Raw genomic sequence first — 22,719 nt, 5'->3', positions numbered from 1 at the left:
CCGTTCCCATATGCAGGGGCAAAGATGAACCGTGTCCGTATCCTTACCCTGAACGCTGCACTCGGCATACTGGACTACAGCGTGCCCGACGGCCTGCACCCGCAGCCTGGTTCGATCGTGGAGGCTCCGCTTGGTCCGCGCACGATCCTGGGAGTTGTGTGGGAAGAAGATCGGCTGACCGGCGATGCGGTGCCCGACGCCAAGCTGCGGCCCCTGCGTGCGATCCTGCCTGTTCCGCCGCTTCGTGCAGCGCTGCGTCGGCTGGTGGAATGGACCGCCGACTATTACTGCGCCCCGCTCGCCCCCGTGCTGCGCATGGTGCTGGCCAGCGGCGGCGCTTTGGGTGGTCCGGCCACGACGACCGAGTACCGGCTGTCCGGCGGCATGCCCGACCGCATGACGCCGCAGCGGGAACGGGCGATAGAACGGCTGGAGGGGGAGCAGGGCTCGATCCGCGAATTTGGCGAGATTGCCGGCGTTTCGGAAGGGGTGCTGCGCGGGCTGGTCAAGCAGGGTGTGCTGGAGCCGGTGCTGGTGGACGTGGACCGCCCGTATCCGCGCGTCGCGCCGGATTTCCAGCAGCCCGAGTTGACGTCCGCTCAGAGGGAGGCCGCCGCAATTGTCGACGCGGCGCTGGCGCAACGAACATTCCAGACGTTCCTCCTTGACGGAGTGACGGGGTCGGGCAAGACGGAAACCTATTTCGAACCCATCGCGACTGCGCTCGCGCAAGGGCGGCAGGTGCTCGTCCTGTTGCCAGAAATCGCGCTGACCGAAGCGTTCCTGAAGCGGTTCGCCGAGCGGTTCGGGGTGCCGCCGGTGCTGTGGCATTCCTCGCTCAAGTCCAGCGAACGGCGCCGCGCATGGCGCGCTATCGCTACCTCGCCGGCAGCCGGAGGCGCGCAGGTCGTCGTTGGCGCACGCTCCGCCCTGTTCCTGCCCTATGCCGACCTCGGCCTCATCGTGGTGGACGAGGCGCATGAGGTGTCATTCAAGCAGGACGACGGCGTGCGCTACAACGCGCGCGACGTGGCGGTGATGCGCGGACGGTTCGAAAACATCCCGGTCGTGCTGGCCAGTGCCACTCCTGCCCTGGAAAGCCTCTACATGGCTGAACAAGGCGTTTATCAGCGGATCGCGCTCGACACCCGTTTCGGCGGGGCGCAGATGCCGTCCATAGCCACGATCGACCTGACGCAGGAGAAGCCCGGCCGGGGTCACTGGCTGGCCGAACCGCTGATCGCGGCTATGGGAGATCGATTGGTGAAGGGCGAACAGTCGCTGCTGTTCCTCAACCGCCGCGGCTATGCCCCGCTGACCTTGTGCCGTAACTGCGGCTATCGTTTCCAGTGCCCGAACTGCACCGCCTGGCTGGTCGAACACCGCCTGTCGCGCCGGCTTGCCTGCCATCATTGCGGGTTCGAGACGCAGCCGCCTGCGACTTGCCCGGAATGCGGCGAACCGGACTGCCTCGTCGCCTGCGGCCCGGGGGTGGAACGGATCGCCGACGAGGTGCGGGAACGGCTGCCCGACGCTCGCATCGCGCTTGTCACGTCCGACACGCTGTCCTCCCCCGGCCGGGCGACCGCCTTTATCGAACAGGCGCAGGCCGGAGCGATCGACGTCATCGTCGGCACCCAGCTGGTGACCAAGGGGTTTCACTTCCCCGAACTGACGCTGGTGGGCGTGGTCGATGCCGACCTGGGACTGGAAGGCGGCGACCTGCGCGCAGCGGAGCGTACCTACCAGCAGATCGCGCAAGTTTCGGGCCGAGCCGGCCGCGGAGCAAAGGCCGGCGAGGTGCTGATCCAGACTCGCCATCCCACAGCGCCGGTCATCGCCGCATTGGCAGCAGGCGACCGCGACGCATTCTACGCTAGCGAAACAGAAGCCCGCCGTCATGCCAACGCTCCGCCGTTCGGACGGTGGGCGGCCATCATCGTCTCTTCGGAGGACGAGAGCGAGGCCCGCGACGCCGCCCGCGCGATCGGCGGCGCCCGGCCCGACCATCCCGACATCGCCATCCTCGGCCCCGCGCCCGCGCCCATGAGCCTGCTGCGGGGACGGTATCGCTATCGCCTGCTGCTGAACGCCCGCCGCTCTGCACAGGTGCAGCGGGTGATCCGCGAATGGCTGGGCGAATTGACCCTGCCGCGTACCGTGCGGGTGAGTGTGGACATTGATCCCTACAGCTTTGTGTAGCAGCGTGCACGCATGACCATCCTTGTTCCGGTCCTTGGCGACCAGCTGTCACGCGATCTGCCCAGCCTGCGCGATGCCGATCCCGCTGAAACGGTCGTCCTGATGATGGAGGTCTGGGACGAGGCGACCTATGTTAAGCACCACAAGCAGAAGATCGCCCTCATCTTTTCCGCGATGCGCCACTTCGCCGCCGAACTCGGCGAGCAAGGGTGGCGGGTTGATTACGTCGAGCTTACCGACGCTCAAAATGCGCATTCCTTCACCGGCGAGGTCGCGCGTGCGCTGGAACGGCACGACGTCGACGAAATCCGCGTCACCGAAGCGGGCGAGTGGCGGGTGCAGCAGATGCTGGAGGAATGGGCGGACAGGTTTGCGTGCGCGGTCACGATCCTGCCGGACGATCGGTTCCTCTGCTCCCATGCTGAGTTCCGCGAATGGGCGGAAGGGCGCCAACATCTGACGATGGAATACTTCTATCGCCGGATGCGGCAGAAAACCGGGCTGCTGATGACCGCCGACGGCAAGCCCAAGGGAGGCGCGTGGAACTTCGACAAGGAGAACCGCAAGCCGCCGGCCGAAGGACTGAACCCGCCCCTGCGCCCGTTATTCGAGCCCGACGCGGTGACGCGGGAATGCATCACGCTGGTGGAGGGGCGGTTCGGCGGACACTTCGGTTCACTCGACCGGTTCGACTGGCCAGTCACAAGGACGCAGGCGTTGCAAGCCGCAGACGCCTTTTTCGCGCAGCGGCTGGAGCTGTTCGGCCCTTATGAGGACGCGATGCTGTGGGGACAGGACCAGCTATATCATTCGCTCCTGTCAACCAGCATCAATCTTGGGCTGCTGGACCCGATGGAACTGTGCCGCCGGGCAGAGGCGCTGTATGATGAAGGGCGCGCGCCGATCAATTCGGTTGAAGGGTTCATACGGCAGATCATCGGCTGGCGCGAATACATTCGCGGCTTCTACTGGTACTTCATGCCAGGATTGCAGGAGGCAAACGCGCTGGAGGCGCACCTTCCGCTGCCCGAGTTCTACTGGACAGGTGAAACGGACATGGCCTGCGTCGCGGACTGCGTACGCTCGACCCGCGAGAATGCGCACGCCCATCACATCCAGCGGCTGATGGTGCTGGGCAATTTTGCCCTTCTGGCGGGTATCGACCCGCGCCAGGTGCAGGACTGGTACCTGGTCGTCTATGCCGATGCTTATGAATGGGTGGAATTGCCTAATGTTGCCGCGATGATCCTGTACGCCGATGGCGGGCGGCTGGCGACCAAACCCTATGCGGCATCGGGTAACTACATCAACACCATGTCGGATTACTGCCAACGCTGCCGCTATGACGTGCGGCAGAAAACAGGGCCGGGAGCGTGCCCGTTCAACCCCCTGTACTGGCATTTCATGGACCGTCACCGGGATCGGCTGGAACCCAACCGGCGAATTGGTCGCATCTACGCGACATGGGATCGCATGAGTCCGGAGCGCCAGCTGGAATACCGCGACAGCGCGGCCGCGGTCCTGACGGCGCTCACGCCGGCGTCAGCCGAATGGGCGCGCGATCAGGACGGAGGCGGTGCGTAGCCGACACCGCCCAGAAAGGCATGCTTCACCAGGTGTCTTTGACACTCGCGATCAAGCCAGCACCTCGCTGAAGATCCGCTCAAGCGGCACGCGGGCAAACCCGATCGCGCTATCGGAGATGCCGTAGGGCAGCATCAGCGTCTCGTCGGCGACGATGATCCCGCCGCAGGTATAAACGACGTTGGGCACATAACCGTGGCGGTCGTCATCCTGCGCCGTCAGCAGCGGTTCTGTGCTGCGGGCGATCACCTTGGACGGGTCGTCAAGGTCCAGCAGCGCGCAGCCCAGCGCATACTTGCGCATCGGCCCGACACCATGCGTCAGCAGCAGCCAGCCGCGTTCTGTCCACAACGGACTGCCGCAATTACCGATCTGCACGAACTCCCACGGAAACTTTGGTTCCAGCAACAACGTGCCTTCCTCGTTCCATTGGTCTAGGCGGGCCGAGCGGAGCAGGAAGAGGTTCTTGCCGTCCTGACGCCCAACCATCAGGTAATCGTCACCGAACTTCTTCGGGAACAGGGCCATGCCCTTGTTACGGGCACCGGCGCCCTGCATCGGCACCAGATCGAAGGCGCGAAAATCGCGGGTGAGCAGCAGTTCGGAGCGGATGGAGGTGCCGGAATAGGCAGTGTAGGTGCCGATCCACTCGTAATCCCCATCTCCGTGATCGAAGCGCACCAGTCGCAGGTCTTCCAGTCCACCGCGCTGCTGTTCTGTTACCGGAAAGATGACCGTGTTCGACAGGGTGCTTTCCGAATCGCGGAAGATGCGCACCGCCCCCTCGCCTTCCGGCTTTGCTTCCGTGCCATTGGCGGCGGTCGCGAAATGGCTTTGCGGCCACAGCGACAGCGATCCGTCCCTGGCCACTACCCCTTCGCGAAAGGCGACGGAACTGATATGCCCTTCGCCCACGGCGCGCATGGACATGACGAAGCGCAGCGATCCGCCCACCATTCCGGACTGATCGGGATGCGGCACAATGGAAGGGTTCATCAATGCAGCGGCCGCGTAGGTGTATTCGTGGCAGAAGTAGGCCCCGATCAGCGCCCGCTGCGGAAAGGTGAGCGTATCGGCGTCAATCGCAACTTGCTGACGAACTTCCTCGAAGCGGCGCAGGAACAGTTGCTCTGTCTGCCAGTGACGCTCGCCGAAATCGGCAAGCACGCAGCGGAATTCACGCTCCGCGGTGGCGGGGTCGAGCGACAGGACGTCCTGAACCAGCCGTTCGGCGCGACCGCCCGTTGCTGTTTGTGCCTGCCAACCCAGATGGAATGGCCGCAGGACGACGCGCGACGGATCGGCTTCAAGCCGTTCGGGCAGGATCTCCAGCGGGCTGGCTGTCTCGCATCTTGGCTTTAGCTGGGTTGCCACTCGTGTCTCTCGCTATGTCGTTCTCGAACAGCCCGATAAAGGCGTGGCTGGCCAATTGGAACGCCAAGATTGATTCTGCGCCGCTGTTTTCGTTGATTCCGCGCGGCGTGATGCCGTCAAAGCACCGGCCGGTGGCCGGATCGACCAGGCTTACGCCGCGATCGTTGCGCCCGAAAAACCAGTCGTGCGCCGCTCGCGCGGGAATCAGCCAGCCACCTTGCGGATCGACCCTGTGCGCCGCGAGGCAGGCTTCGATGTGAGCCTGAGCCTCCAGCGGCTGCTGGTCGAACGGCATGATGGTGTGCGGCTTGCCGAAGGTTTCGGACCCGATGGGACGGAAGTATCCCTTCGCGGACGTTTGCCGCTCGGTTATCCAGCGCAACGTAGCCAGGCCTTCATTGCGCCACTCGCCGATCCCGCAGAACACGCCTGCCTCCAGCAAGGCTTGCGGGAGCCGCGTGTTGTCGTAACCCAGAACCGCTTCGAACCACGGCCAGTCGGGCCGCCGGGCAGCGGCAAGCAAGCTGCATAGCAGTTCACCGCCGCGTTCCACCAGGCTGCGGGAAGCAACATGCCGAGGGTCCACCCGAAGCCGCTCAAGCGCGCCGAGCATCACGAACGCCACGGCACGCGGGGAGCCAAGATCACCCAATGCCTCCGCCACCTGGTCGTACAACCTGATCGCCCAGCGGGAGAGGCGCTCGTCCCCGCTGCGGGCGATGGTGTGACCGAGCGCCCAAAACGCGCGCCCGTTGCTGTCTTCAGATCCTTCATCCTCCAGCCAGTGGCGGTTAAAGGCCATGAAGTTGCGGAACCGCCTTTCCGCAGGATTCCAGGCATCCTGCAGGAAAGCCGCGTAGATGAGCGCCTCTTTGCGCTGCGCACCTTCGGGTCCGTTCCCCGACAGATTGGTCAGCATCAACGCCCGCGCATTGTCATCCAGACAGTACCCGTGCCTGCGGTCGGCCACGATACCGTTGCCGTGCTGCAACAGACCGGTACTGTCTGTCATTTCCGCAACCGCATCGAACGATGGCGCACGCGGTGCCCTGCGGGCCGCGGCGGTGCGGGCGGTTGCATCGATCAATGCCGCGACGTTCGCAGCAAAGGCCGGCCAAACCGTTCGGCGCCCGCGTTCGTATGCGGCATGCTGAAGTGCATGCAAGGCCGAACGGTCACCCAGCAAAGCATTGACTTCGCGTGCGATAGCCGACGAATCCTGTGGCGGCACCAAGCGACCGGTTCCTCCACTCAAAAGCTCACGGGCGTGCTTGTAGGGAGTAGAAACCACCGCTCTGCCCAGTGCCACGGCATAGCTCAATGTACCGGACGTCGATTGCTGAAGGTTGAGATACGGTGTGAGATAGATGTCGCAAGCTTCCAGCTGGTCGAGCAGTTCATCGGTTTCGAGGAAGCGGTTCACCCACTCGATGTTGGAGGCCACCCCGAGCTCTGCGGCAAGAGCCTCCAGCTTGCTGCGATACGCCTCTCCCTCCTGAGCGACGAGGTTGGGATGCGTTGCCCCGACAATACGATAGCGAACGTGCGGGTGTGCCGCGACAATCGCCGGAAGCGCACAGATTGCCGTTTCCAGCCCTTTGCCCGGTCCGAGCAGTCCAAACGTCATGAGGATTGGATCATCGGCCAGGCCGAGCCGCCGCTTGGCGTCGGCCGCTTCACAGAACGGCCGGTCGGGCGCACCGTGCTCGATGACCACAATGTTCTCATGCGCGGCGCCATAAATGCCGGCGAGAAGCTCCCGGCCCTCCTCCGACATGACCATCATGCGAGAAGCGCGCGAAACCAGGTGGCGCAGGATCCGCAGTTGGGCTGGATCGGGTTGCTCCAGAACGGTGTGGAGCGTCAGAATCAGCGGTTCTGCAAGCGCGTCGACGAAATCGCACACGTACTCGCCATGATCGCCGCCAAATATGCCGTATTCGTGCTGCACCCAGACGGCATCGACGCCGCTGGCGTTGATGTCCCCGGCCGCTGCAAGGTAGCTGGAGCGGTCATGCCTGTCGATGTGGCGATAAGCGGTTGATCCGTGAACACCTGGGTCAGCGAGGCAATACGATGCGAAACTGATCCTGGGTTCGAACCGCTGCACATGCTCAACGATATCTCCCGTGAACGTGGCAATACCGCATTGCTGCGGCGGAAAGTTGGCGACGAGGGCGACCTTTCGCCGGACCTGCCGGCTTTTGTCATCTGCTACAGCGTGCAGGAACGGATCGGACAGCCTGCTTCGCCGCACGTCGAAGGAATTGGGATGGGACACGACCGGCAACACTCTTTGTTCAAGAAGGTATGCACTAACGCGTTTTGTGCACCGCCGTTCCAGAGATGCGTGTGCGGTTGGTCAGGAAATCCGAGCAAGTGGTGGCGCTACAGTCTCTTACCTGCGCACTTTAGTGGATCCTGCTTGTTCGCAGATGCGAGAAAGGCCGCATTGCTGCGGCCTTTCCATTAGTCGCTAACAGTGTCGGTCAGGTTTTCGGGTCAGGCGGCACGGCCACCAACCGCCCCTTCATGCTGACAGCGGCGGCCTCGCGTTCCGACAGTTTGCGCCCACTGCCAAGAACCCCGGACGAACAGTTCAGCTTCTTGTCGATGCAGTGATCGGTCCACTCCTTGAGGATCTCGTCATCCCACGCACCAAACCAATCGGCGTGAAAGGTGCTGCCCGAAATCTGCGGCGTCATCCCCGCCATGCGGTCGGATGAGAAGTGCCACGTCCGGCGCGAAGTCGAAAGATCGCCCGACCGGTCCAGGGTCTCGTCAACCTTGTACAGCAGCCCGATGGTGAAGGTTGGGATGCGGTAAGGGTGGGTAGTGGGGCACGTCAGAGGCCCTCCACCCCTGATGGGATACGCCATGTGAGAGCGGTGATCCGGGCTGTCTAGGTTAACTCCGTCCCAGCACTGCGGCGCTTCTACAGCAGCGATCAGAGTCGCTCCCACTGGACAAACGGCGGCGACTTCAGGCAGAGTGCCGAAATGTGAACTGGACGTTCCGCCGTCACAGCGGAAGTGAACGGCACCGCCGCTTTGCTGCCCCTGCATCGAACGCCCGAAAATATAACGCAGTCCGCGCGGCAGAGGCACGCACTTTGCGCCGGTCTGACAGTATTCCGATGAAGCAGGAAACCGCTTGTAGTAGATTGTGATGGCATCTGGCAGGACCACTTGCCCCTGCCCGTTCAACAGCGCCGGCGTCCAGTAGGACGAACGGTTGAGCTTGTTGTTGCACGTACTGTCCCCGGTTGTGCGAAGGCTTTCATAGGTCGAGTCCGCATCCGCCTTGGTATTCCCGAAGAACATGTGCAGGTGCGCCCGGCCTTTCTGGTTCGGGAACACGATCGGATCGTCATAGGCCAGATGCGAAGGGCGGCAAATGAACCTGAAGGCCCCAACGGTGTCGGGGTCGGCACTGCCAGGGATGCTGACCTTTTCCAGCAGGCCATCCGTGCTGAAGTTGCTGGGGATTGAGGCCAGTTGCCTAATGCCGTCCTTGTCAGGCGCGACACTGACCGGCGTTCCCGCTGGCTTGGCCGCTGGCGGCGGCGTCGGGGTAGGCGTCGGCGTGGGAGTGGGAGTGGGCGCAGGTGCCACCGCTACCGCTGTCGGCTCCGGCGTTGGCTTGGAAACCTTCTGCTTGTAACAGCCGCCAAGGCTCAGGACGATGGCCAACGCTGTCATGGAACGGGTAATCGGCATCTAGAACTCCCTCACCAAGCCGGTTGAGGATGATCTGACACCTAAGCGTTAATTTGGGCCTAAATCAGCAGCTTAACGAAGGCTTAACAGCCTGCCACCAGACCGCGACGTAGCGCCGCAGTGCGCGCGTCGGAGACACAGCTGAAGCCGGACATCACAGCGGTGCTTCGCCTGCTACATTGCCGGGCAGGCTGTAACGGCAAACCAGAACATCCCAGGCAGGGCCGGACCGAATGGCGCAACCGACGCGCCTGGTGTCGCGCCAGATGATCTGAGTATAGTGCCCTACATCCTCCCACCGCCCTGTTCTGCTTACGAAAGGAAAGGAGCCAGGAACAAAGTTCGCCTTCTCCTCGGCCCACTGGCCGACCATGGCCTCCGGGCCGAAACGGCCGACGGTTCCGATCCACAGGTTTTCACCATGACCGGAGCCCGAGGCCCCGGACTGATGCAACAACTGTCCATCCACGGCGAGCCTGGCCGCCCAGTGCGAGGCGCTGGCCGCAAGCCGGGCGTCCCAGTGCAACGCCGACACTCCGGCGGTCGCGCGTTCCCGGTTGTGCGCGGCGAGCAACCTCTCCTCGAGATTGCCTTGGGGTGATTGCGCGCCGATCAGCAGAGGCGCAGCCGTAATCAACAGGAAACCGACCTTCCCTTGGTGGAGATGAGCCGCCGCGCGGCCGTGCCGCGGCGCTTTCACGGTGCGTTCCACTGGCCGTTCAGCTTCGGGTGATCTGGCGCAGAGCATGCCCGGATGCTGGGCAGAAATGATTACCGAACCGTTAACATCAATGCTGCCTTGACTGCGAAGGCGGCTGGTGGACTTGATTGACCGACAAGCCGTTCGATCAACTGGCCGCTGCGGCAGCCATTGCGGAAGGGTCACCGGCCTGACGAGATGATCGCACGATCCGTACCACGTCGCCCTTTTCAGCTACTTCAAACAGGCGGCGGGCAAATTCTGCCGGCACCCCTATGCAGCCATGCGTGGCGCGGCCCCAGCGAACGTCGCTGCCGTGCAGGGCCACCCCGTCATCCGTCAACCACAGGGAATAGGGCATGGGCGCGTCGTAAGTGCGCGAATGATAATCTTCGTACTTGGCTTTGATGGGAAAGCTACCCGTGGGGCTGTCGCGCCCTTCAGCCCCGTAGAGAATGACCGAGGTGCCAATCTCGTGCCCGTCCCGAAAGGCGGACACAAGCTGACGGTCGAGATCGACCCAGATGCTTAACGGGCCGGAAGTCTTTGTATCTTCCTGCCACACGAACTGCCCGTGGCGCAGCTTGTCGTCCACCCGCAGGATCGACCTCGTTTCAGCGGGCAGCAGGCCGGCACTTATCGCTGCCTGCAGGTCGGACCGGCCAAGATAGATGCGATCCTCTTCGCCATCCATGGCAAAGCTGTGCTGCGGCAATGTCGGCACTGTCTCGCGCTGAGTGCCCGCTGTTTCAACGATCGACGAAGAACCTGGCGGGGCGCGCACAGGCAAAGTCAAGACGAGGGCTGCGCCCGCCAGCACGACAACCGCGAGAACCAGCCAGGCAAGCCAGTCGCGCATCATTCGAATGATGAGGCGATCCTGCCGGTCCGCGCCGCCTTGCCCGAGCGGAGGAACAGGCCAATGGCGGTCATGCCGAGCAGCATGGTGAGCCATGTGGCCGGTTCCGGGATCGGCGCCACAGGAGGCGGCGGATTGATCGGAGGAACCACAGGAGGCACAATCGGCGGGACCACTGGAGGCACTTCGGGCGGCACGCCACCGCCACCACCTATGGAAAAGCCGCCCGGTGGAACGAAGAACCCGCCACCCGGTCCAGTGATGCCGCCGCCCTCAGGAAAGGTCGGCAGGAGCAGGCCCGGACGGCCAGGCGCTGCCGCCGTGTCGGGGAGGAAGATACCCGGTCCCGCGGCCGGGGATGGCCGGTCATCGATTACCCGGCTTGCCCCGACTGGCGAATTGAACGTGTCGCGAAGGGCCTGTCCCACGGGGCTGCGGGCATAGCGATAGGGTCGTGCCGGACCCTTCCCCTTGCCGGAAACGCCGACGGTTCGCTCTCCGGGAGAGCGGCCGATCAGAGCGCCAAGGACATTGTCCACCGCGCTGAAGCCGGTCAGCGATCCATCACCTGCACCAGCAGCGGCTTGTGGCGAACCGGAACCAAACCAGTCCGAGCCAAAAAGCCCGGCACCATCGCCAGCATTCCGCTGGATAATCAAGGCTGCCACGGCAGCAAGCAGAATGATGCCTGTCAACAAGCCGTATCTGCCACGTGCAGTTGAGGGAAGGAGTGCTGCCATACCGTTCTAATATCAGGACAAGTAGCAGAGTCCATTAAGGTTCCGGTAACCAATTTTCCTTGTCCCAGCAGCGGACAAATTTGCAACAGAAATGAATGCACAACCGGGGGGTCACCGGACCGGCGCGTCAAAATCAGACGGCTTCGTCTTGATCCAGTTTATGAACTTTGCAAGTTCGTCATCTTTGAGCAGGCTTGCGCGATCTTGCCCCGTCCGCGCCAGTTGCGCGTTTGTAAACAGCTTGTGTATCGTTTTGTGGCAGATCGGATGGACCGGTACCTTCACCTTGCCTTTCTTTGCCTTCGGGACAGGATGATGCCATTGGACCGACTCGCCCAACGGCCGCTCGCACAGCCAGCAGATCAGGTCCGGTTCTTCAACCAACCTTCTTTTCCGCCTTTTTGCGCTTCATCGTGTCGTGGAACCGGTCCGCCCAGCCGGGTTTTACCAGCTGCTCCGCCCGAACCATGCGCAATTCGCCATCGGCCACATCGCGACTGACGGCACTGCCGGCCGCCACGATCGCGTCTGCGCCGATCCGGACCGGGGCGATAAGTGCAGAATTCGAGCCGATGAAAGCCCGCTCACCTATGATGGTCCGGTACTTGAAGTAACCGTCGTAGTTGCAGGTGATCGTGCCCGCCCCGATGTTCGCGCCCGCACCGACATCCGCATCGCCCAGATAGGTGAGATGGTTGGCCTTTGCGCCTTCCCCAAGCACGGCTTTCTTCATCTCGACGAAGTTGCCGATCCGGCTGCCCTGCTTCAGAACCGCGCCCGGACGCAGACGGGCAAAGGGACCGACTTCGCAGCGTTCGCCCACCTGCGCACCTTCCAGGTGACTGAAGGCGCGGATGATCGCGCCGTCCGCGACGGTAACGCCCGGGCCGAACACCACATTCTGCTCGACCGTCACATCCCGCCCCAATTGCGTGTCCCAGCTGAAGAACACTGTTTCTGGCGCGCGCAGCGTCACACCCTGCGCCATCGCTGCCTCGCGCCGGTCCGCCTGCCACAGGGCCTCCGCCGCCGCGAGTTCCGCCCGGCTGTTGATGCCGGCAACTTCGCCCTCGTCATCCGTCCGCACCACTGCGGCCGTGCGCCCCTCTGCCAGAGCGATGTTGACCACGTCGGGCAAGTAGTATTCGCCCTGGGCGTTATCGTTGCCCACCCGGTCAAGCAGGGCGAACAGGTCTTCCGCCCGCGCCGCGAGCAAACCCGAATTGCACAGGCGGCAGGCTCGCTCTTCCTCGTTCGCGTCCTTGTACTCGACCATGCGGGAAATGCCGCCCGCTGCATCGGCGATCACTCGCCCGTAAGCGAGCGGATCAGCAGGTTCAAACCCCAGCACCACGGCGGCGGGCCGATCATCCTGCCGCAGCCGGTTCAGCATCCCGCGCATCGTATCGGGCCGGACAAACGGCACATCGCCGTACAGGATCAGCAGGTCGCCGGCGAACCCGTCCAGCTGCGCGCGTGCCTGCTGCACCGCGTGGCCTGTGCCAAGCTGCGGTTCCTGCACGCACACGGCCGCCTCGCTCGCAACCGCTGCCTCGATCTGCTCGCGCCCTGCGCCAACCACAACGACCTTGCGTGCCGGGGCAAGCGTGTCCACCGCCGCCAGAAGGTGACGCAACATCGGCCGCCCCGCGATCGGGTGCAGCACCTTGTGCACATCGCTCTTCATTCTGGTGCCCTTGCCCGCGGCGAGGATCACGGCGGCAAAGGGGCGGTCTGTGTCAGGCATCCGGCATTCCTTGTGTTCGCCCGCGCCCTTGCCACCATTCGCTTGCGGTTTGAAGCGCCTTGCTCCAGTTCATGTCGGCACATGGCGCTTTTCCACTTCGACGCTGTCGGTTTCGACCTCGACGGCACGCTGCTCGACACGCATCAGGATCTGGGCGCGGCAGTCAATCACGCGCTGGAGGCCGGCGGCTTTGCACCCGTCCCCGTGGCTCATATAGAAAGCCTGATCGGCGGCGGCGCCAAGCTGATGCTCGCCCGCGCGCTGGAGGAACGCGGTGGCGTGTCGCAGGAAGAGTTTCGCCGTCTCTACAAGCTGCTGCTGGCTTTTTACGCGGAACACAATGCGGTACATACCCGCCCCTATCCTCAGGTTGAGAACGTGCTTGACGCTCTGGCGGCGGGCGGGCTGCGCATGGCAGTCGTCACCAACAAGTTCGAGAGCTTCGCCCGCGACATTCTGACCCGACTTGGCCTGGCAGGCCGCTTCGCCGCGATCATCGGGGGAGATACGCTTGGCAAAGGCCGGGCAAAACCCGCGCCAGACCCCCTACTGGCCGCGGTCAAGGCTTGCGGCGGGGAACGCTTCGTCTTTGTGGGTGATTCAAGCTACGACGTCATGGCGGCGCGGGCGGCCGGAGTGCCGGTGATTGCGACCGCGTACGGTTATTGCGACAGGCCGCCGCACGAGCTGGGGGCGGATGCGGTGATCGGTTCGTTCGGTGAATTGCCCGCGCTGCTGGAACAATGGCCCGCCCGGTTGCGCTCCACCGTGTAATTTGGCACCTGCCGCGGCAACATTTCAACCAGCACGAGGATCACAGCATGAGCATCGACTTCAGCGGCAAGGTCGCCATCGTCACCGGAGCAGGCGGCGGGCTTGGCCGTGCCTATGCGCTGGAACTGGCTCGGCGCGGGGCAAAGGTCGTGGTGAACGACCTGGGCGGATCGCGCGACGGCACCGGCACGTCCGACGCGGCGGCGCAGGTTGTGGCTGAAATCGAGGGGGCCGGCGGCGAGGCCATCGCCAACGGTGCATCCGTCACCGAATACGACCAGATGGAGGCGATGGTTGCCGAGGCGAAGGACCGCTGGGGCGGTGTCCATATCCTCATCAACAATGCCGGGGTCCTGCGCGACAAGAGCTTTGCCAAGATGACGCCGCAGGACTTCGAGTTCGTGGTGCGCGTCCATCTGCTCGGCTCCGCTTACGCCACCAAGGCGTGCTGGGAAACGATGCGCGAGCAAAGCTATGGCCGCATCCTCATGACGTCGTCGTCGACCGGCCTGTTCGGCAACTTCGGTCAGGCGAACTATGGCGCGGCCAAGCTGGGTCTCGCCGGGCTGACCAAGACGCTCTACCTCGAAGGCGCGAAGAACAACATCAAGGTCAACACGCTGGCCCCGGTGGCGGGCACGCGGATGACCGAGGATCTGTTCCCGGAACAGGCGTTCAAGCTGTTCGGTCCGGAAAATGTGGTGCCCGCCGCCCTCTACCTCGTCAGCGAGGATGCACCCACGAACGCCATCGTCGGGGCAGGCGCGGGCGGCTACCATTCAGCCTGGGTGGTGATGAACGACGCGGTGTTCCTGCCCGAAGGTGAGCGGACGGTTGAAGGCTTCGCTGCGCACTGGGACCGCATCAGCGCGCAGGAGAACCTCCACGCGCCGCAATCGGGCGCGGAACAGTCGGGCGCGATCCTCAAGGCCATGCAGACAGCTGGAGCCGCTTAGAGCCGTATTGACAGGGTAAGACACCTGGCATAGCGTCGCTCCAGAACAGCCGGGGCGGGTTATGTACAGCGACGACGACATCAACTCGGCGGTGGCCGCAGGGGCTTTGAGCCCCGATGCGGCCGCGGCCTTCCGCGCGCACATGACGAGTGTGCGCGCCATGCCGCGCAGCGACGAGGAAAGTTTCCGCCTCGTCAACAGCTTCAACGACATCTTCGTGGCCATCGCCATCGTCATCATGCTGGTCGCGGCGGGTGCGATCGGGCAGGCGTTGGCAGGCGTGTTCGCTCCGGCGCCTGAGTTTCCCCCACCGGGCGCGAGCAACGCAGCGATGGGCCTGTGGGCGCAGCAGAACGCCTACAACTCCGGGATGAGCCGGCTGTTCTCCGGCTTGCTCGTGGCCGCGACCGCCTGGCCGCTGGCGGAAGTGTTCACCCGGCGGCGGCGGATGGCCCTGCCGTCCATCCTGCTCCTGCTCGCCTTCACGGGCGGGGTATTCGCGGCGCTCTTCGGGTTGGGCGACGTTCTGGTGCAGAACGACAACGCGGCCGCCGGAGCACTGCTCATCTCCGTTGCCGGACTGATTACGGCGGGAGCGGCATGGCTGCACTGGCGGCGCTTCATGGTGCCGATCACGGTCGCGGCAGGGGTCGGCGCGCTGGCTGTCACGGTACTGTTTTTGATTATCGCCGGTCTTGAGGCTGCCGGTGTCGAGAACTCCGGCACCGTCGCCCTGTGGCTCGTATTCGTCGCCGGCCTCGCCATTTTCGCCTTCGCCATGCGGTGGGACATGTCCGACCGGGAGCGGACCACGCGGCGCAGCGACGTTGCCTTCTGGCTGCACCTGCTGGCCGCACCGATGATCGCGCACCCGATCTTCTACTCGCTCGGCATCATGGATGGCGGAGATGAAGTCGGCGTCGGCGTAGCAGTGGTGGTCGTGGCGATCTATGTGCTGTTCGGTCTGGTCGCTCTCGTTATCGACCGGCGCGCCCTGTTGGTATCGGCGCTGGCCTATGTGCTGGTGGCACTGGGGTTCCTGTTCGACCGCTTCGGGGCGGTCGAGTTGAACTTCGCGCTCACCGCGCTGGTGATCGGTTCGGCGCTGCTGACGCTGTCGGCGTTCTGGACTCCGCTGCGCTCGCGGCTGGTGGCAGGTTTGCCCGCTGTTTGGCAGGAGGTCGTTCCGCCTGCCACAGTCCCGCCATTCCCTCCGGCTGGATTATCCGCCTAATCATCGACCAGCTTGACCAGTCGTCGCTCCATCGGGGCCAGCACACCGGACAGTTCATGCCCGCGCTTCAACACCTGACCGTGTTCGCCGAACAGGGTCCACATGCCCTGCCGGCTACGGTTGGCGGGCCGCTTTTCAACCCGCGCCTGTGGTCGCTCCGCAGTGCGGCGAAAGGCGGAAAAGCTGGCTGCGTCCCGCGTGAAGTCCATCGCGTAATCCCGCCACACGCCGCCGGCCACCATGCGGCCGTAGAGGTCAAGGATGCGGGTCAGTTCCTCGCGGGTAAAACCGACCTGCCCGTCACGGGCTGGCTGAAAAGGCAGGATGGTCGCGCCGCCTGGGCCGCTGCCCAGCATCAATTATCCGTCCCGCTGCGGCGCGTGCTCGCCTGCTCAGAACGCAGCGCCGCCAGTTCGGCGCGCAAAGCCGCAACCTCCTGTTCGAGATCCTCCAGCTTACCCCTCCTAGGTTCGCCCGGCTCGTCGCACGGGGTTCCGTATGGCATGAAACCGCGCATGTAGGTTTCCACCGGAACAAGCGTCGAACGCGCCTTGAAACCCACCATTGTAGCGCCGTCGGGCACGTCGTCGAGCACCACGGCATTGGCCCCGATGCGCGCGCGCCGACCGACCACGATGGGACCGATCACTTGTGCGCCAGACCCGATGATCACACCGTCGCCGATAGTCGGGTGCCGCTTGCCGGCGATGCCGTTCGCGGGGTTGGTTCCGCCCAAGGTGACGTTCTGATAAATCGTCACATCGTCGCCGATCTCCGCCGTTTCGCCGATTACGGTGAAGCCATGATCGACGAAGAAGTTTCGCCCGATGCGGGCGCCAGGATGGATGTCGATAGCAGTGAGGAAACGCGACAGGTGATTGACGAACCGCGCAAGGAAGAACAACTCCGCCTCGAACAGCCAGTGAGCGACGCGATGCAGGCCAAGCGCCAAAACGCCGGGATACAGCAGCACCTCCCATCGTGATCGCGGCGCAGGATCTCGCGCGCGGATGGAATCGAGGTACAGGCGGAGTCGATCGAACATGGTCTCTACAACAACCCTCCTGCCTTCAACTCAGCAAAGCCGCGACTGCTCCGGCTGTTCCAACGCCTCCAGTGCTTCCCGCCAGATCGCCCGGGTGGGCGCAAGCTTGCGTTGCAGGCTGAGCCGGTCGATTTCGGCCACCACCGTTTCCGCGGCGGCATAGCTGCGGCGTATCCGCGCTGCGAGATAGGTAGCGGCGCCCTCGCCCAATACAAGGCGGCGGCGTTCGGCATGAAGATCGATCAGACTTGCCAGCATCGCGTCATCCGGAAGTTCCACCGCGAGGTGAAGCGCGGACGCGAGACGTGACCGCAGGTCGGCAAGGCTGACTTGCCACACCTCGTCACCGGTGATCAGCAACAGGGGGTGGCCACGCTCCTGCACGCGGTTCCATATGTGGAACAGGTCGACCTCCGGTACGTGCTCCGCCTCGTCCACCACTTCGGCGGCAGGATGCCGCGCGGCGAACCATCGGCCGAGCAGCGACTTGCCCGAACGCGGCGGTCCGGCGAGGATGGCGGTCCCGAACGGCCACGCAGAGGGCTTGGCTAGCGCCTGAACCGCCGCAGTATTCGCCGCTCCCAAGACGATCCGTGAAGCATCCTCGCCGGCGTCGAGTAGTGGCAGTGCCAGCTGCACGCGAGCGGCTCCCGGACCGTTCACCGGCTGATCGTCAGCACCGATCCGCCCTGCTGCACGGTGAAACCCCGTTCGCGCAAGGCATCGATCAGGGCTGTGGGGTTGCCGGTGAACTGCACCGTCATTGCCGACGTACCGCCCAGCGCAAGGCTGCGGGTCGTTGCTGATCGAACCTGCGGAATGCTCCGCACCGCGCCCAAAATCGCATCGACGCTGCCAGCGTCCGGTGTGGCGAACTGGACTGTCACCACGCTGACCACAGCGGGTTCGGCGGTCGGAGCGGGCGCCGCCGGCGTTGGCGTGGCGGCAGGAGTGGCGGCAGGCTCCGCCGCTTGCGCCGCGACATTTCGCTGCCGCTCCGCCGCGCGCAACTGTTCGCCGATCTCCATCAGGCGGCGCAGTCCCGGGTCGATTTCGCCTCCCTGCAAGGCCAGAGTTGGGTCGACCCCCAGAAGACCTGCATTGAACGCCTGCGTATAGATCTGGTCAAAGCGGCGCACGGCCTGCGCCAGCATGGCCGGCAGCTGTTCGGGTCGATCCACTTGCAGGCGGAAGCTGTCGAGATAGCGGTTGTCAGGGCCAAAGCGGGCAGTGAATTCCCCCTCCACCGGGCCGCCGGGGAACAGATGATTGAGCCGCACCATCGGGATGACCACTCCGGAAGCGGAGAACTGGTCCAGGATATTGCGCCACCAGTAACGGCTGCGCCGCTCGGCCTGGCCGTAGTTGATCAGCAACGACTGCCCACCCGCACCAGACGGACGGACGTAGTCGATCCTGCTGCTGCCCGGCTGAAACTCCGCCCAGGCGCGTTGCCATGCATTGCGCATCTCGAATGTCGTTGCGGTTCCCGCAGAGAGCGTCACCGGAATTACGAGCATTGGCGGCGATTTGGCGAGCTGCCCTGCTTCTCCCAGCAGACGCCCGGCGCGCTGTCGGTCGAAGATCACGCCCAGGGTGGCGATGTAGCGGCGCGGGCCGATCCGCTCCTCCTCGATGATGATGGCGGAAACAAGGCTCTCCAGCTGCGAATCGGGCAGGTCAGGTCCGCCGATCTTTTTCCACGCAAGCTGCTGCGCCTCTCGCCAGCCGGCTACCCGGGCTGCTTCCGGGCTGTCGCCGCGCACGTTCACCTGTATTCCGCCGACCTCGATATCGGTCGTCACCGCCACTGGCGCGATGCCGCGATCCCCGCCGACCTGCGCCAGCAGGACCGCGGCGCACAACAGGATGCCGAGTACGGCGAGCCCTGCGAAAAGCAGGTAGCGACCGCGCTGAAGCGGCCTGAAGATAGGGGGAAGCGAGAGCATCATGGAAGAAAGCCACAGCCTTTTGCCTAAACAGCCGTGGAATTCCAAGCATCAATCGTTATGGCGGCTTGCATGCACGAGCAGCCGTCATCCTACACCTATGCCAAGGCAGGCGTTTCCATCACCGCGGGCAATGCGCTGGTCCGGGCGATTGGCCCCCTGGCGCGCGGAACGGCGCGGCCGGGTGCCACCAGCGAACTCGGCGGCTTCGGCGGGTTCTTCGATCTGAAGGCAGCGGGATACAACGACCCTCTGCTGGTGGCGGCGAACGACGGCGTTGGAACCAAGCTGAAGCTGGCGATTGACCACGATCGGCACGAAGGTGTCGGCATCGACCTGGTGGCGATGTGCGTCAACGACCTGATCGTGCAAGGCGCCGAACCGCTGTTCTTCCTCGACTACTTCGCCACGGGCAAGCTGGACAACACGGTGGCGGAGCGGGTGATCGGCGGCATCGCCGACGGATGCCGGCAGGCGGGTTGCGCGCTGATCGGCGGCGAAACCGCGGAAATGCCGGGCATGTACGCGGCGGGCGACTATGACCTCGCCGGGTTTTGCGTCGGCGCGGTGGAGCGGGGTATGCAACTGACCGGCGAAAGGATCGCGCCGGGCCACATCCTGCTTGGCCTCGCCAGTTCCGGGGTGCATTCGAACGGTTACTCGCTGGTGCGCCGGCTGGCGGCGGACAAGAACTGGAAGCTCGACCGCCCTGCCCTGTTCGACCCGGACCGGTTGCTGATCGACTGGCTCCTCGAACCGACCAGGATTTATGTCGCCAGCCTGCTGCCGCTGGTTCGGGACGGCATGATCGCCGGGCTGGCGCACATCACCGGCGGCGGACTGCTGGAAAACGTGCCACGGGTTCTGCCCGAAGGTTGCCTGGCGCGGATCGACGCGGATGCATGGCCGCAGACCCGGCTGATGGCGTTTCTGCAAGCACAGGGGAATATCGAACCGGCGGAGATGGTCCGAACCTTCAACTGCGGGGTCGGCATGGTGCTCGTCGTTGCGCCTGACCAGATCGCGGCCGCAACAGCCCGTCTGCAATCCAGCGGAGAGACGGTCTTCAGGATTGGCGCAATCGAGGCAGGCGATCGCGGCTGCATCGTCGGCGGGTCGGCGGGAACCTGGGCAGCCCGGCAGGAGTGGGAGGCGCGCCACCTTGCCTGAGGCCGCCCCGCGCAAGGCGAAGGTCGCGGTGCTGATCTCCGGCACTGGCAGCAACATGGCCGCCCTGCTCTATGCAAGCAGGCTGCACCGCGCGACCTACGAAATCGTGCTGGTAGCCAGCAACAACCCGGATGCGCCCGGACTGGCCCTGGCCTCAGCGGAAGGAGTGCCGGGCTTCGCCCTGTCGCACAAGGGGATGGCGCGGGCGGATCACGACGCGGCCATGCTGCAGGCCATCGCAGAGAGCGGGGCCGATTACGTGGCGCTGGCCGGATACATGCGCGTGCTGGGTTCAGGGTTCGTCTCACAGTGGCAGGGGCGCATGCTGAACATCCACCCTTCTTTGTTGCCCCGATACAAGGGCCTGGACACCCACGCACGCGCCCTTGCGGCGGGCGACACGCACGCAGGATGCAGCGTGCACCTCGTCTCGGATGAGCTGGACGGCGGCGAGGTGCTGGCCCAGACCCGCGTCGCGATCCAGCCGGGGGACACGGCCGAAGCTCTGGCCCGCCGGGTGCAGTGGGCCGAGCATCAACTCTACCCCCGCGTACTGTCCGACTATGTCGCGCAGAGCAGTGATCCGGAATATCTGCTTGGTAAGGTCCGCGAACTGGCGCTGGCGCTGCCTGCAGCGCACGAAAAGGCCAGCATGGGAGCGCCGGGTTGGCGAGTGGGAAGCGAGAAAAGCGGCCGCTACTTTGCTTACTTCAACAATCGCCATCATGGTTCCCCGCACGTTGCCTTGCTGGTGAAAACCGGGGGTATGGACGAACTGGTCAACCTGGTGGAGGCGCAGCCGGAAAGCTATTTCAAGCCGATGTTTTATGGTGCCAGCGGGTGGATCGGCGTGATCCTTGATCGGCCTGATCCCGACTGGGATAACATCGCCGGCTGGCTGGAACGCAGCTGGCGCGCGGTCGCGCCGCCATCCGCCGTCAAGCTGCTGCGCGCCTCCGGAGACATCTGAGCCATGGCTCCGCCCCGTCCGCATCCACTCACCCGGTCCCGCTCCGCTGCGCGCCTGAATACGTTGCTGGGTGAGGCGTGGGCACGCGGCTGGGCGACCCGGCCTGAGCTGTCGGCGGAAGCGATCTTGACGGCAGGCAGCCGGGGATTCAATGCCGGAGACGAAGGCGGAGGTCGATGCTCCCGGGATGTCGCAGACTTTCGCGACCGGCTCGAAGTGCTTGCCCGTTCATTGACCGTCGAGGCACAGCTGAACCACGTGGGCCGGGCGACCGCGTACGGCATGCTGGTGCGGACAGTGCGCCAGCGGCTTGCCCTTGGGCGCTTGTGGCGGCAGCAACCGGCACTGCTGACCACGCAACTGGCATCGCCGCTGATCGTGCTTGGCCAGATGCGCGGCGGGACGACGCGCGTTCACCACCTGCTTGCTGCCGATCCGGCACACAGCTTCACGCGTTTCTGCGATAGCTGGCACCCGGTCCCCGCCCGTCCGGACCTGCGCCACGTGAAGAGCGCGCTGGCCCTGCGGCTCGCACGCATACTCAACCCCTGGCTCGACATCCTGCACCCGATGCGGGCCACCGGCGCGGAAGAAGAGCTGGGCTGGATGGCAACGGCGCTGGCGGGCAGCGCCTATTACACGCAGTGGCACGTGCCCGGTTTTACCCGCTGGTGCGAGGAAACGGATCCTGCCTCTGTCTATACAGAACTGGCGCGCATCCTGCGCACCGATGCGAACCACCGCGGTCTCGTCACGAGGCCACGGGTGATGAAGGTGCCCGAATTCAGCGAAGCGATCCCCGCTCTGCTGGCGCAATTTCCTGACGCGCGGCTGATCTGGGCGCGACGCGAACCCGCCGAGGTGGCGGACAGCGCCGCGTCGCTGGTGGCGGCGCAGATGGCTCCGCAGACCGATTGCGCCGACTTCACCGTCATCAGGGCGGAGTGGCAGCGCAAGACGGCCTTGCGGGAGGAGCGGCTGGCCCGCGACCTGGCAGACGCACAGCAGCCATTGGCCATGGTGGAGTTCGCCGAGCTGGAGTCTGACTGGCGCGCAGCGATCCGCCGCCTCTATCGCGACTTGCGGCTGGAACTCACGCCCGCCGCGCTACAGGCCATGACCCGCCTGCAGCGAAAGGCGCAACAGGGCGCGCACCAGCAGCATCGCGAGCAGCGCCGCGCTTTCCCTTCAGAGGGCCATCCAACCCTCGGCTAGTCCACCTGCTGCAGAGGCAGCATCGCCATGGCGGTCTTCTGGGCCTTCGTCAGCAATTTCACGAAGGGCTGAGGCGCGGTGGCCGAATAGCTCCGCCATTCAGCCACCTTGCCGTCGCGGACCAGGATTTTCCACAAGGTACGCTGCGCGCACAGGTGATGCGATCCGGTCGTGTGCCCGCTGAGCAGCATGTAATCCTGATAGCTGGCAATATCTTCCACATGCATGGTGAACTGCGGATCAGCCGCGACCAGCCGCTGAAGCAGGGTCAGCACATGATCGCGGCCGCTGGCGGTGTCGCCCAGTCCGTCCACCAAGGTGAAGTCTGGGGAAAAATGCGCCCGCAGCGCGCCGAAATCGCGCGCATTGAATGCGGCAACAACTGCTTCGACCACGCTCCTGGCGTGGTCGGCCCGTCCCTGGCTCCACCACATGCCCATCGGCGAAGCGTATCACATCGCTCGCCGAAGGACAAATCGAA

Annotated in this window: 21 protein-coding genes; 8 read left to right on the top strand and 13 right to left on the bottom strand. The window is 64.5% G+C overall.

Going from position 1 to position 22,719, the window contains the following annotated elements; all coding sequences use genetic code 11:
• Positions 1-24: 24 nt before the first annotated feature.
• Together LHJ54_RS08410 and LHJ54_RS08405 are read left to right on the top strand one after the other, a co-directional pair.
• Positions 25-2,202, top strand: coding sequence for a primosomal protein N' (locus LHJ54_RS08410; RefSeq protein ID WP_228243444.1), 2,178 nt, complete (start codon positions 25-27; stop codon positions 2,200-2,202).
• Between the two features lie 12 nt (positions 2,203-2,214).
• Entirely contained in the window at positions 2,215-3,786 is a 1,572-nt protein-coding gene (locus tag LHJ54_RS08405; RefSeq protein ID WP_228243443.1) for a cryptochrome/photolyase family protein, read from the top strand.
• A 51-nt stretch (positions 3,787-3,837) separates the two neighbouring features.
• Here LHJ54_RS08405 and LHJ54_RS08400 read toward each other — a convergent pair whose 3' ends face one another.
• From LHJ54_RS08400 to glmU, 8 genes are all read right to left on the bottom strand, one after another.
• Positions 3,838-5,160: a glycoside hydrolase family 130 protein gene (locus tag LHJ54_RS08400; RefSeq protein ID WP_228243442.1), complete on the bottom strand. Its 1,323-nt coding sequence runs from the start codon at positions 5,158-5,160 to the stop codon at positions 3,838-3,840.
• Positions 5,093-7,441 (bottom strand): glycosyltransferase family 4 protein, encoded by a 2,349-nt coding sequence (locus LHJ54_RS08395; RefSeq protein ID WP_228243441.1) that lies wholly within the window; start codon positions 7,439-7,441, stop codon positions 5,093-5,095. The genes LHJ54_RS08400 and LHJ54_RS08395 overlap by 68 nt, the downstream gene beginning before the upstream one ends.
• Positions 7,442-7,649: 208 nt before the next feature.
• Positions 7,650-8,879, bottom strand: coding sequence for a DUF1996 domain-containing protein (locus LHJ54_RS08390; protein WP_228243440.1), 1,230 nt, complete (start codon positions 8,877-8,879; stop codon positions 7,650-7,652).
• A gap of 154 nt (positions 8,880-9,033) precedes the next feature.
• A complete protein-coding gene (locus LHJ54_RS08385) occupies positions 9,034-9,627 on the bottom strand; it encodes a CAP domain-containing protein (RefSeq protein WP_228243439.1) in 594 nt (197 codons plus the stop codon).
• Positions 9,628-9,727: 100 nt separating this feature from the next.
• Positions 9,728-10,441 carry a L,D-transpeptidase family protein gene (locus LHJ54_RS08380; protein ID WP_228243438.1) on the bottom strand — a complete coding sequence of 238 codons (714 nt, stop codon included), beginning with the start codon at positions 10,439-10,441 and terminating at the stop codon, positions 9,728-9,730.
• Entirely contained in the window at positions 10,438-11,106 is a 669-nt protein-coding gene (locus tag LHJ54_RS08375; RefSeq protein WP_228243437.1) for a PEP-CTERM sorting domain-containing protein, read from the bottom strand. The genes LHJ54_RS08380 and LHJ54_RS08375 overlap by 4 nt, the downstream gene beginning before the upstream one ends.
• A gap of 183 nt (positions 11,107-11,289) precedes the next feature.
• Positions 11,290-11,562, bottom strand: coding sequence for an HNH endonuclease (locus tag LHJ54_RS08370; RefSeq protein WP_228243436.1), 273 nt, complete (start codon positions 11,560-11,562; stop codon positions 11,290-11,292).
• Complete coding sequence (glmU, locus tag LHJ54_RS08365) at positions 11,555-12,925, bottom strand: bifunctional UDP-N-acetylglucosamine diphosphorylase/glucosamine-1-phosphate N-acetyltransferase GlmU (RefSeq protein ID WP_228243435.1); 1,371 nt, start codon at positions 12,923-12,925, stop codon at positions 11,555-11,557. Before glmU ends, LHJ54_RS08370 begins: the two co-directional genes overlap by 8 nt.
• Before the next feature lie 81 nt (positions 12,926-13,006).
• Here glmU and gph point away from each other — a divergent pair, with 81 nt between their 5' ends.
• From gph to LHJ54_RS08350, 3 genes are all read left to right on the top strand, one after another.
• Positions 13,007-13,699 (top strand): phosphoglycolate phosphatase, encoded by a 693-nt coding sequence (gene gph / locus LHJ54_RS08360; RefSeq protein ID WP_228243434.1) that lies wholly within the window; start codon positions 13,007-13,009, stop codon positions 13,697-13,699.
• 47 nt (positions 13,700-13,746) lie between these two features.
• A complete protein-coding gene (locus tag LHJ54_RS08355) occupies positions 13,747-14,655 on the top strand; it encodes an SDR family NAD(P)-dependent oxidoreductase (protein WP_228243433.1) in 909 nt (302 codons plus the stop codon).
• 61 nt (positions 14,656-14,716) lie between these two features.
• Positions 14,717-15,889, top strand: a complete 1,173-nt coding sequence (locus tag LHJ54_RS08350) for a hypothetical protein (protein ID WP_228243432.1) — start codon at positions 14,717-14,719, stop codon at positions 15,887-15,889.
• Here LHJ54_RS08350 and LHJ54_RS08345 read toward each other — a convergent pair.
• Genes LHJ54_RS08345 through LHJ54_RS08330 form a run of 4 tightly spaced genes read right to left on the bottom strand, consistent with a single transcriptional unit; the run spans position 15,886 to position 18,886 of the window.
• On the bottom strand, positions 15,886-16,245 hold the full coding sequence (locus LHJ54_RS08345) for a DUF2794 domain-containing protein (protein ID WP_228243431.1): 360 nt from the start codon (positions 16,243-16,245) through the stop codon (positions 15,886-15,888). The genes LHJ54_RS08350 and LHJ54_RS08345 overlap by 4 nt on opposite strands.
• Entirely contained in the window at positions 16,245-16,934 is a 690-nt protein-coding gene (gene epsC / locus LHJ54_RS08340) for a serine O-acetyltransferase EpsC (protein ID WP_228243430.1), read from the bottom strand. The genes LHJ54_RS08345 and epsC overlap by 1 nt, the downstream gene beginning before the upstream one ends.
• Before the next feature lie 30 nt (positions 16,935-16,964).
• Positions 16,965-17,573, bottom strand: coding sequence for an ATPase (locus tag LHJ54_RS08335; protein ID WP_228243429.1), 609 nt, complete (start codon positions 17,571-17,573; stop codon positions 16,965-16,967).
• 20 nt (positions 17,574-17,593) lie between these two features.
• Entirely contained in the window at positions 17,594-18,886 is a 1,293-nt protein-coding gene (locus LHJ54_RS08330) for a heavy-metal-associated domain-containing protein (protein ID WP_228243428.1), read from the bottom strand.
• 69 nt (positions 18,887-18,955) lie between these two features.
• Between LHJ54_RS08330 and purM the strand changes: the two genes are divergently transcribed.
• From purM to LHJ54_RS08315, 3 genes are read left to right on the top strand one after another with little or no spacing between them, the layout of a single operon-like run.
• Positions 18,956-20,053, top strand: a complete 1,098-nt coding sequence (gene purM / locus LHJ54_RS08325) for a phosphoribosylformylglycinamidine cyclo-ligase (RefSeq protein WP_228243427.1) — start codon at positions 18,956-18,958, stop codon at positions 20,051-20,053.
• Positions 20,046-21,023, top strand: a complete 978-nt coding sequence (gene purN, locus LHJ54_RS08320; RefSeq protein ID WP_228243426.1) for a phosphoribosylglycinamide formyltransferase — start codon at positions 20,046-20,048, stop codon at positions 21,021-21,023. The genes purM and purN overlap by 8 nt, the downstream gene beginning before the upstream one ends.
• A gap of 3 nt (positions 21,024-21,026) precedes the next feature.
• The gene (locus LHJ54_RS08315) at positions 21,027-22,238 is read left to right on the top strand and encodes a sulfotransferase (protein WP_228243425.1); all 1,212 of its coding nucleotides are present in this window, start codon (positions 21,027-21,029) and stop codon (positions 22,236-22,238) included.
• Here the strand turns inward: LHJ54_RS08315 and LHJ54_RS08310 are convergent.
• Positions 22,235-22,678, bottom strand: a complete 444-nt coding sequence (locus LHJ54_RS08310) for a nuclear transport factor 2 family protein (RefSeq protein ID WP_228243424.1) — start codon at positions 22,676-22,678, stop codon at positions 22,235-22,237. The genes LHJ54_RS08315 and LHJ54_RS08310 overlap by 4 nt on opposite strands.
• Positions 22,679-22,719 lie beyond the last annotated feature (41 nt).

The sequence above is a fragment of the Porphyrobacter sp. GA68 genome, assembly GCF_022605525.1.
GTDB lineage: Bacteria > Pseudomonadota > Alphaproteobacteria > Sphingomonadales > Sphingomonadaceae > Qipengyuania_B.
The sequence above is the reverse complement of the archived record's forward strand: the minus strand, read 5'-3'. Positions and strand labels throughout refer to the sequence as shown.

Excerpts from the sequence above, each read along its gene's own strand:
- LHJ54_RS08355 (WP_228243433.1), top strand. The coding sequence starts at position 13,747 with ATGAGCATCGACTTCAGCGGCAAGGTCGCCATCGTCACCGGAGCAGGC.
- LHJ54_RS08310 (WP_228243424.1), bottom strand. The coding sequence starts at position 22,678 with ATGGGCATGTGGTGGAGCCAGGGACGGGCCGACCACGCCAGGAGCGTG.
- LHJ54_RS08390 (WP_228243440.1), bottom strand. The coding sequence starts at position 8,879 with ATGCCGATTACCCGTTCCATGACAGCGTTGGCCATCGTCCTGAGCCTT.
- LHJ54_RS08315 (WP_228243425.1), top strand. The coding sequence starts at position 21,027 with ATGGCTCCGCCCCGTCCGCATCCACTCACCCGGTCCCGCTCCGCTGCG.
- LHJ54_RS08385 (WP_228243439.1), bottom strand. The coding sequence starts at position 9,627 with ATGCTCTGCGCCAGATCACCCGAAGCTGAACGGCCAGTGGAACGCACC.
- gph (WP_228243434.1), top strand. The coding sequence starts at position 13,007 with ATGGCGCTTTTCCACTTCGACGCTGTCGGTTTCGACCTCGACGGCACG.
- LHJ54_RS08405 (WP_228243443.1), top strand. The coding sequence starts at position 2,215 with ATGACCATCCTTGTTCCGGTCCTTGGCGACCAGCTGTCACGCGATCTG.
- glmU (WP_228243435.1), bottom strand. The coding sequence starts at position 12,925 with ATGCCTGACACAGACCGCCCCTTTGCCGCCGTGATCCTCGCCGCGGGC.
- LHJ54_RS08410 (WP_228243444.1), top strand. The coding sequence starts at position 25 with ATGAACCGTGTCCGTATCCTTACCCTGAACGCTGCACTCGGCATACTG.
- epsC (WP_228243430.1), bottom strand. The coding sequence starts at position 16,934 with ATGTTCGATCGACTCCGCCTGTACCTCGATTCCATCCGCGCGCGAGAT.
- LHJ54_RS08330 (WP_228243428.1), bottom strand. The coding sequence starts at position 18,886 with ATGATGCTCTCGCTTCCCCCTATCTTCAGGCCGCTTCAGCGCGGTCGC.
- LHJ54_RS08380 (WP_228243438.1), bottom strand. The coding sequence starts at position 10,441 with ATGATGCGCGACTGGCTTGCCTGGCTGGTTCTCGCGGTTGTCGTGCTG.
- LHJ54_RS08350 (WP_228243432.1), top strand. The coding sequence starts at position 14,717 with ATGTACAGCGACGACGACATCAACTCGGCGGTGGCCGCAGGGGCTTTG.
- LHJ54_RS08345 (WP_228243431.1), bottom strand. The coding sequence starts at position 16,245 with ATGCTGGGCAGCGGCCCAGGCGGCGCGACCATCCTGCCTTTTCAGCCA.
- purM (WP_228243427.1), top strand. The coding sequence starts at position 18,956 with ATGCACGAGCAGCCGTCATCCTACACCTATGCCAAGGCAGGCGTTTCC.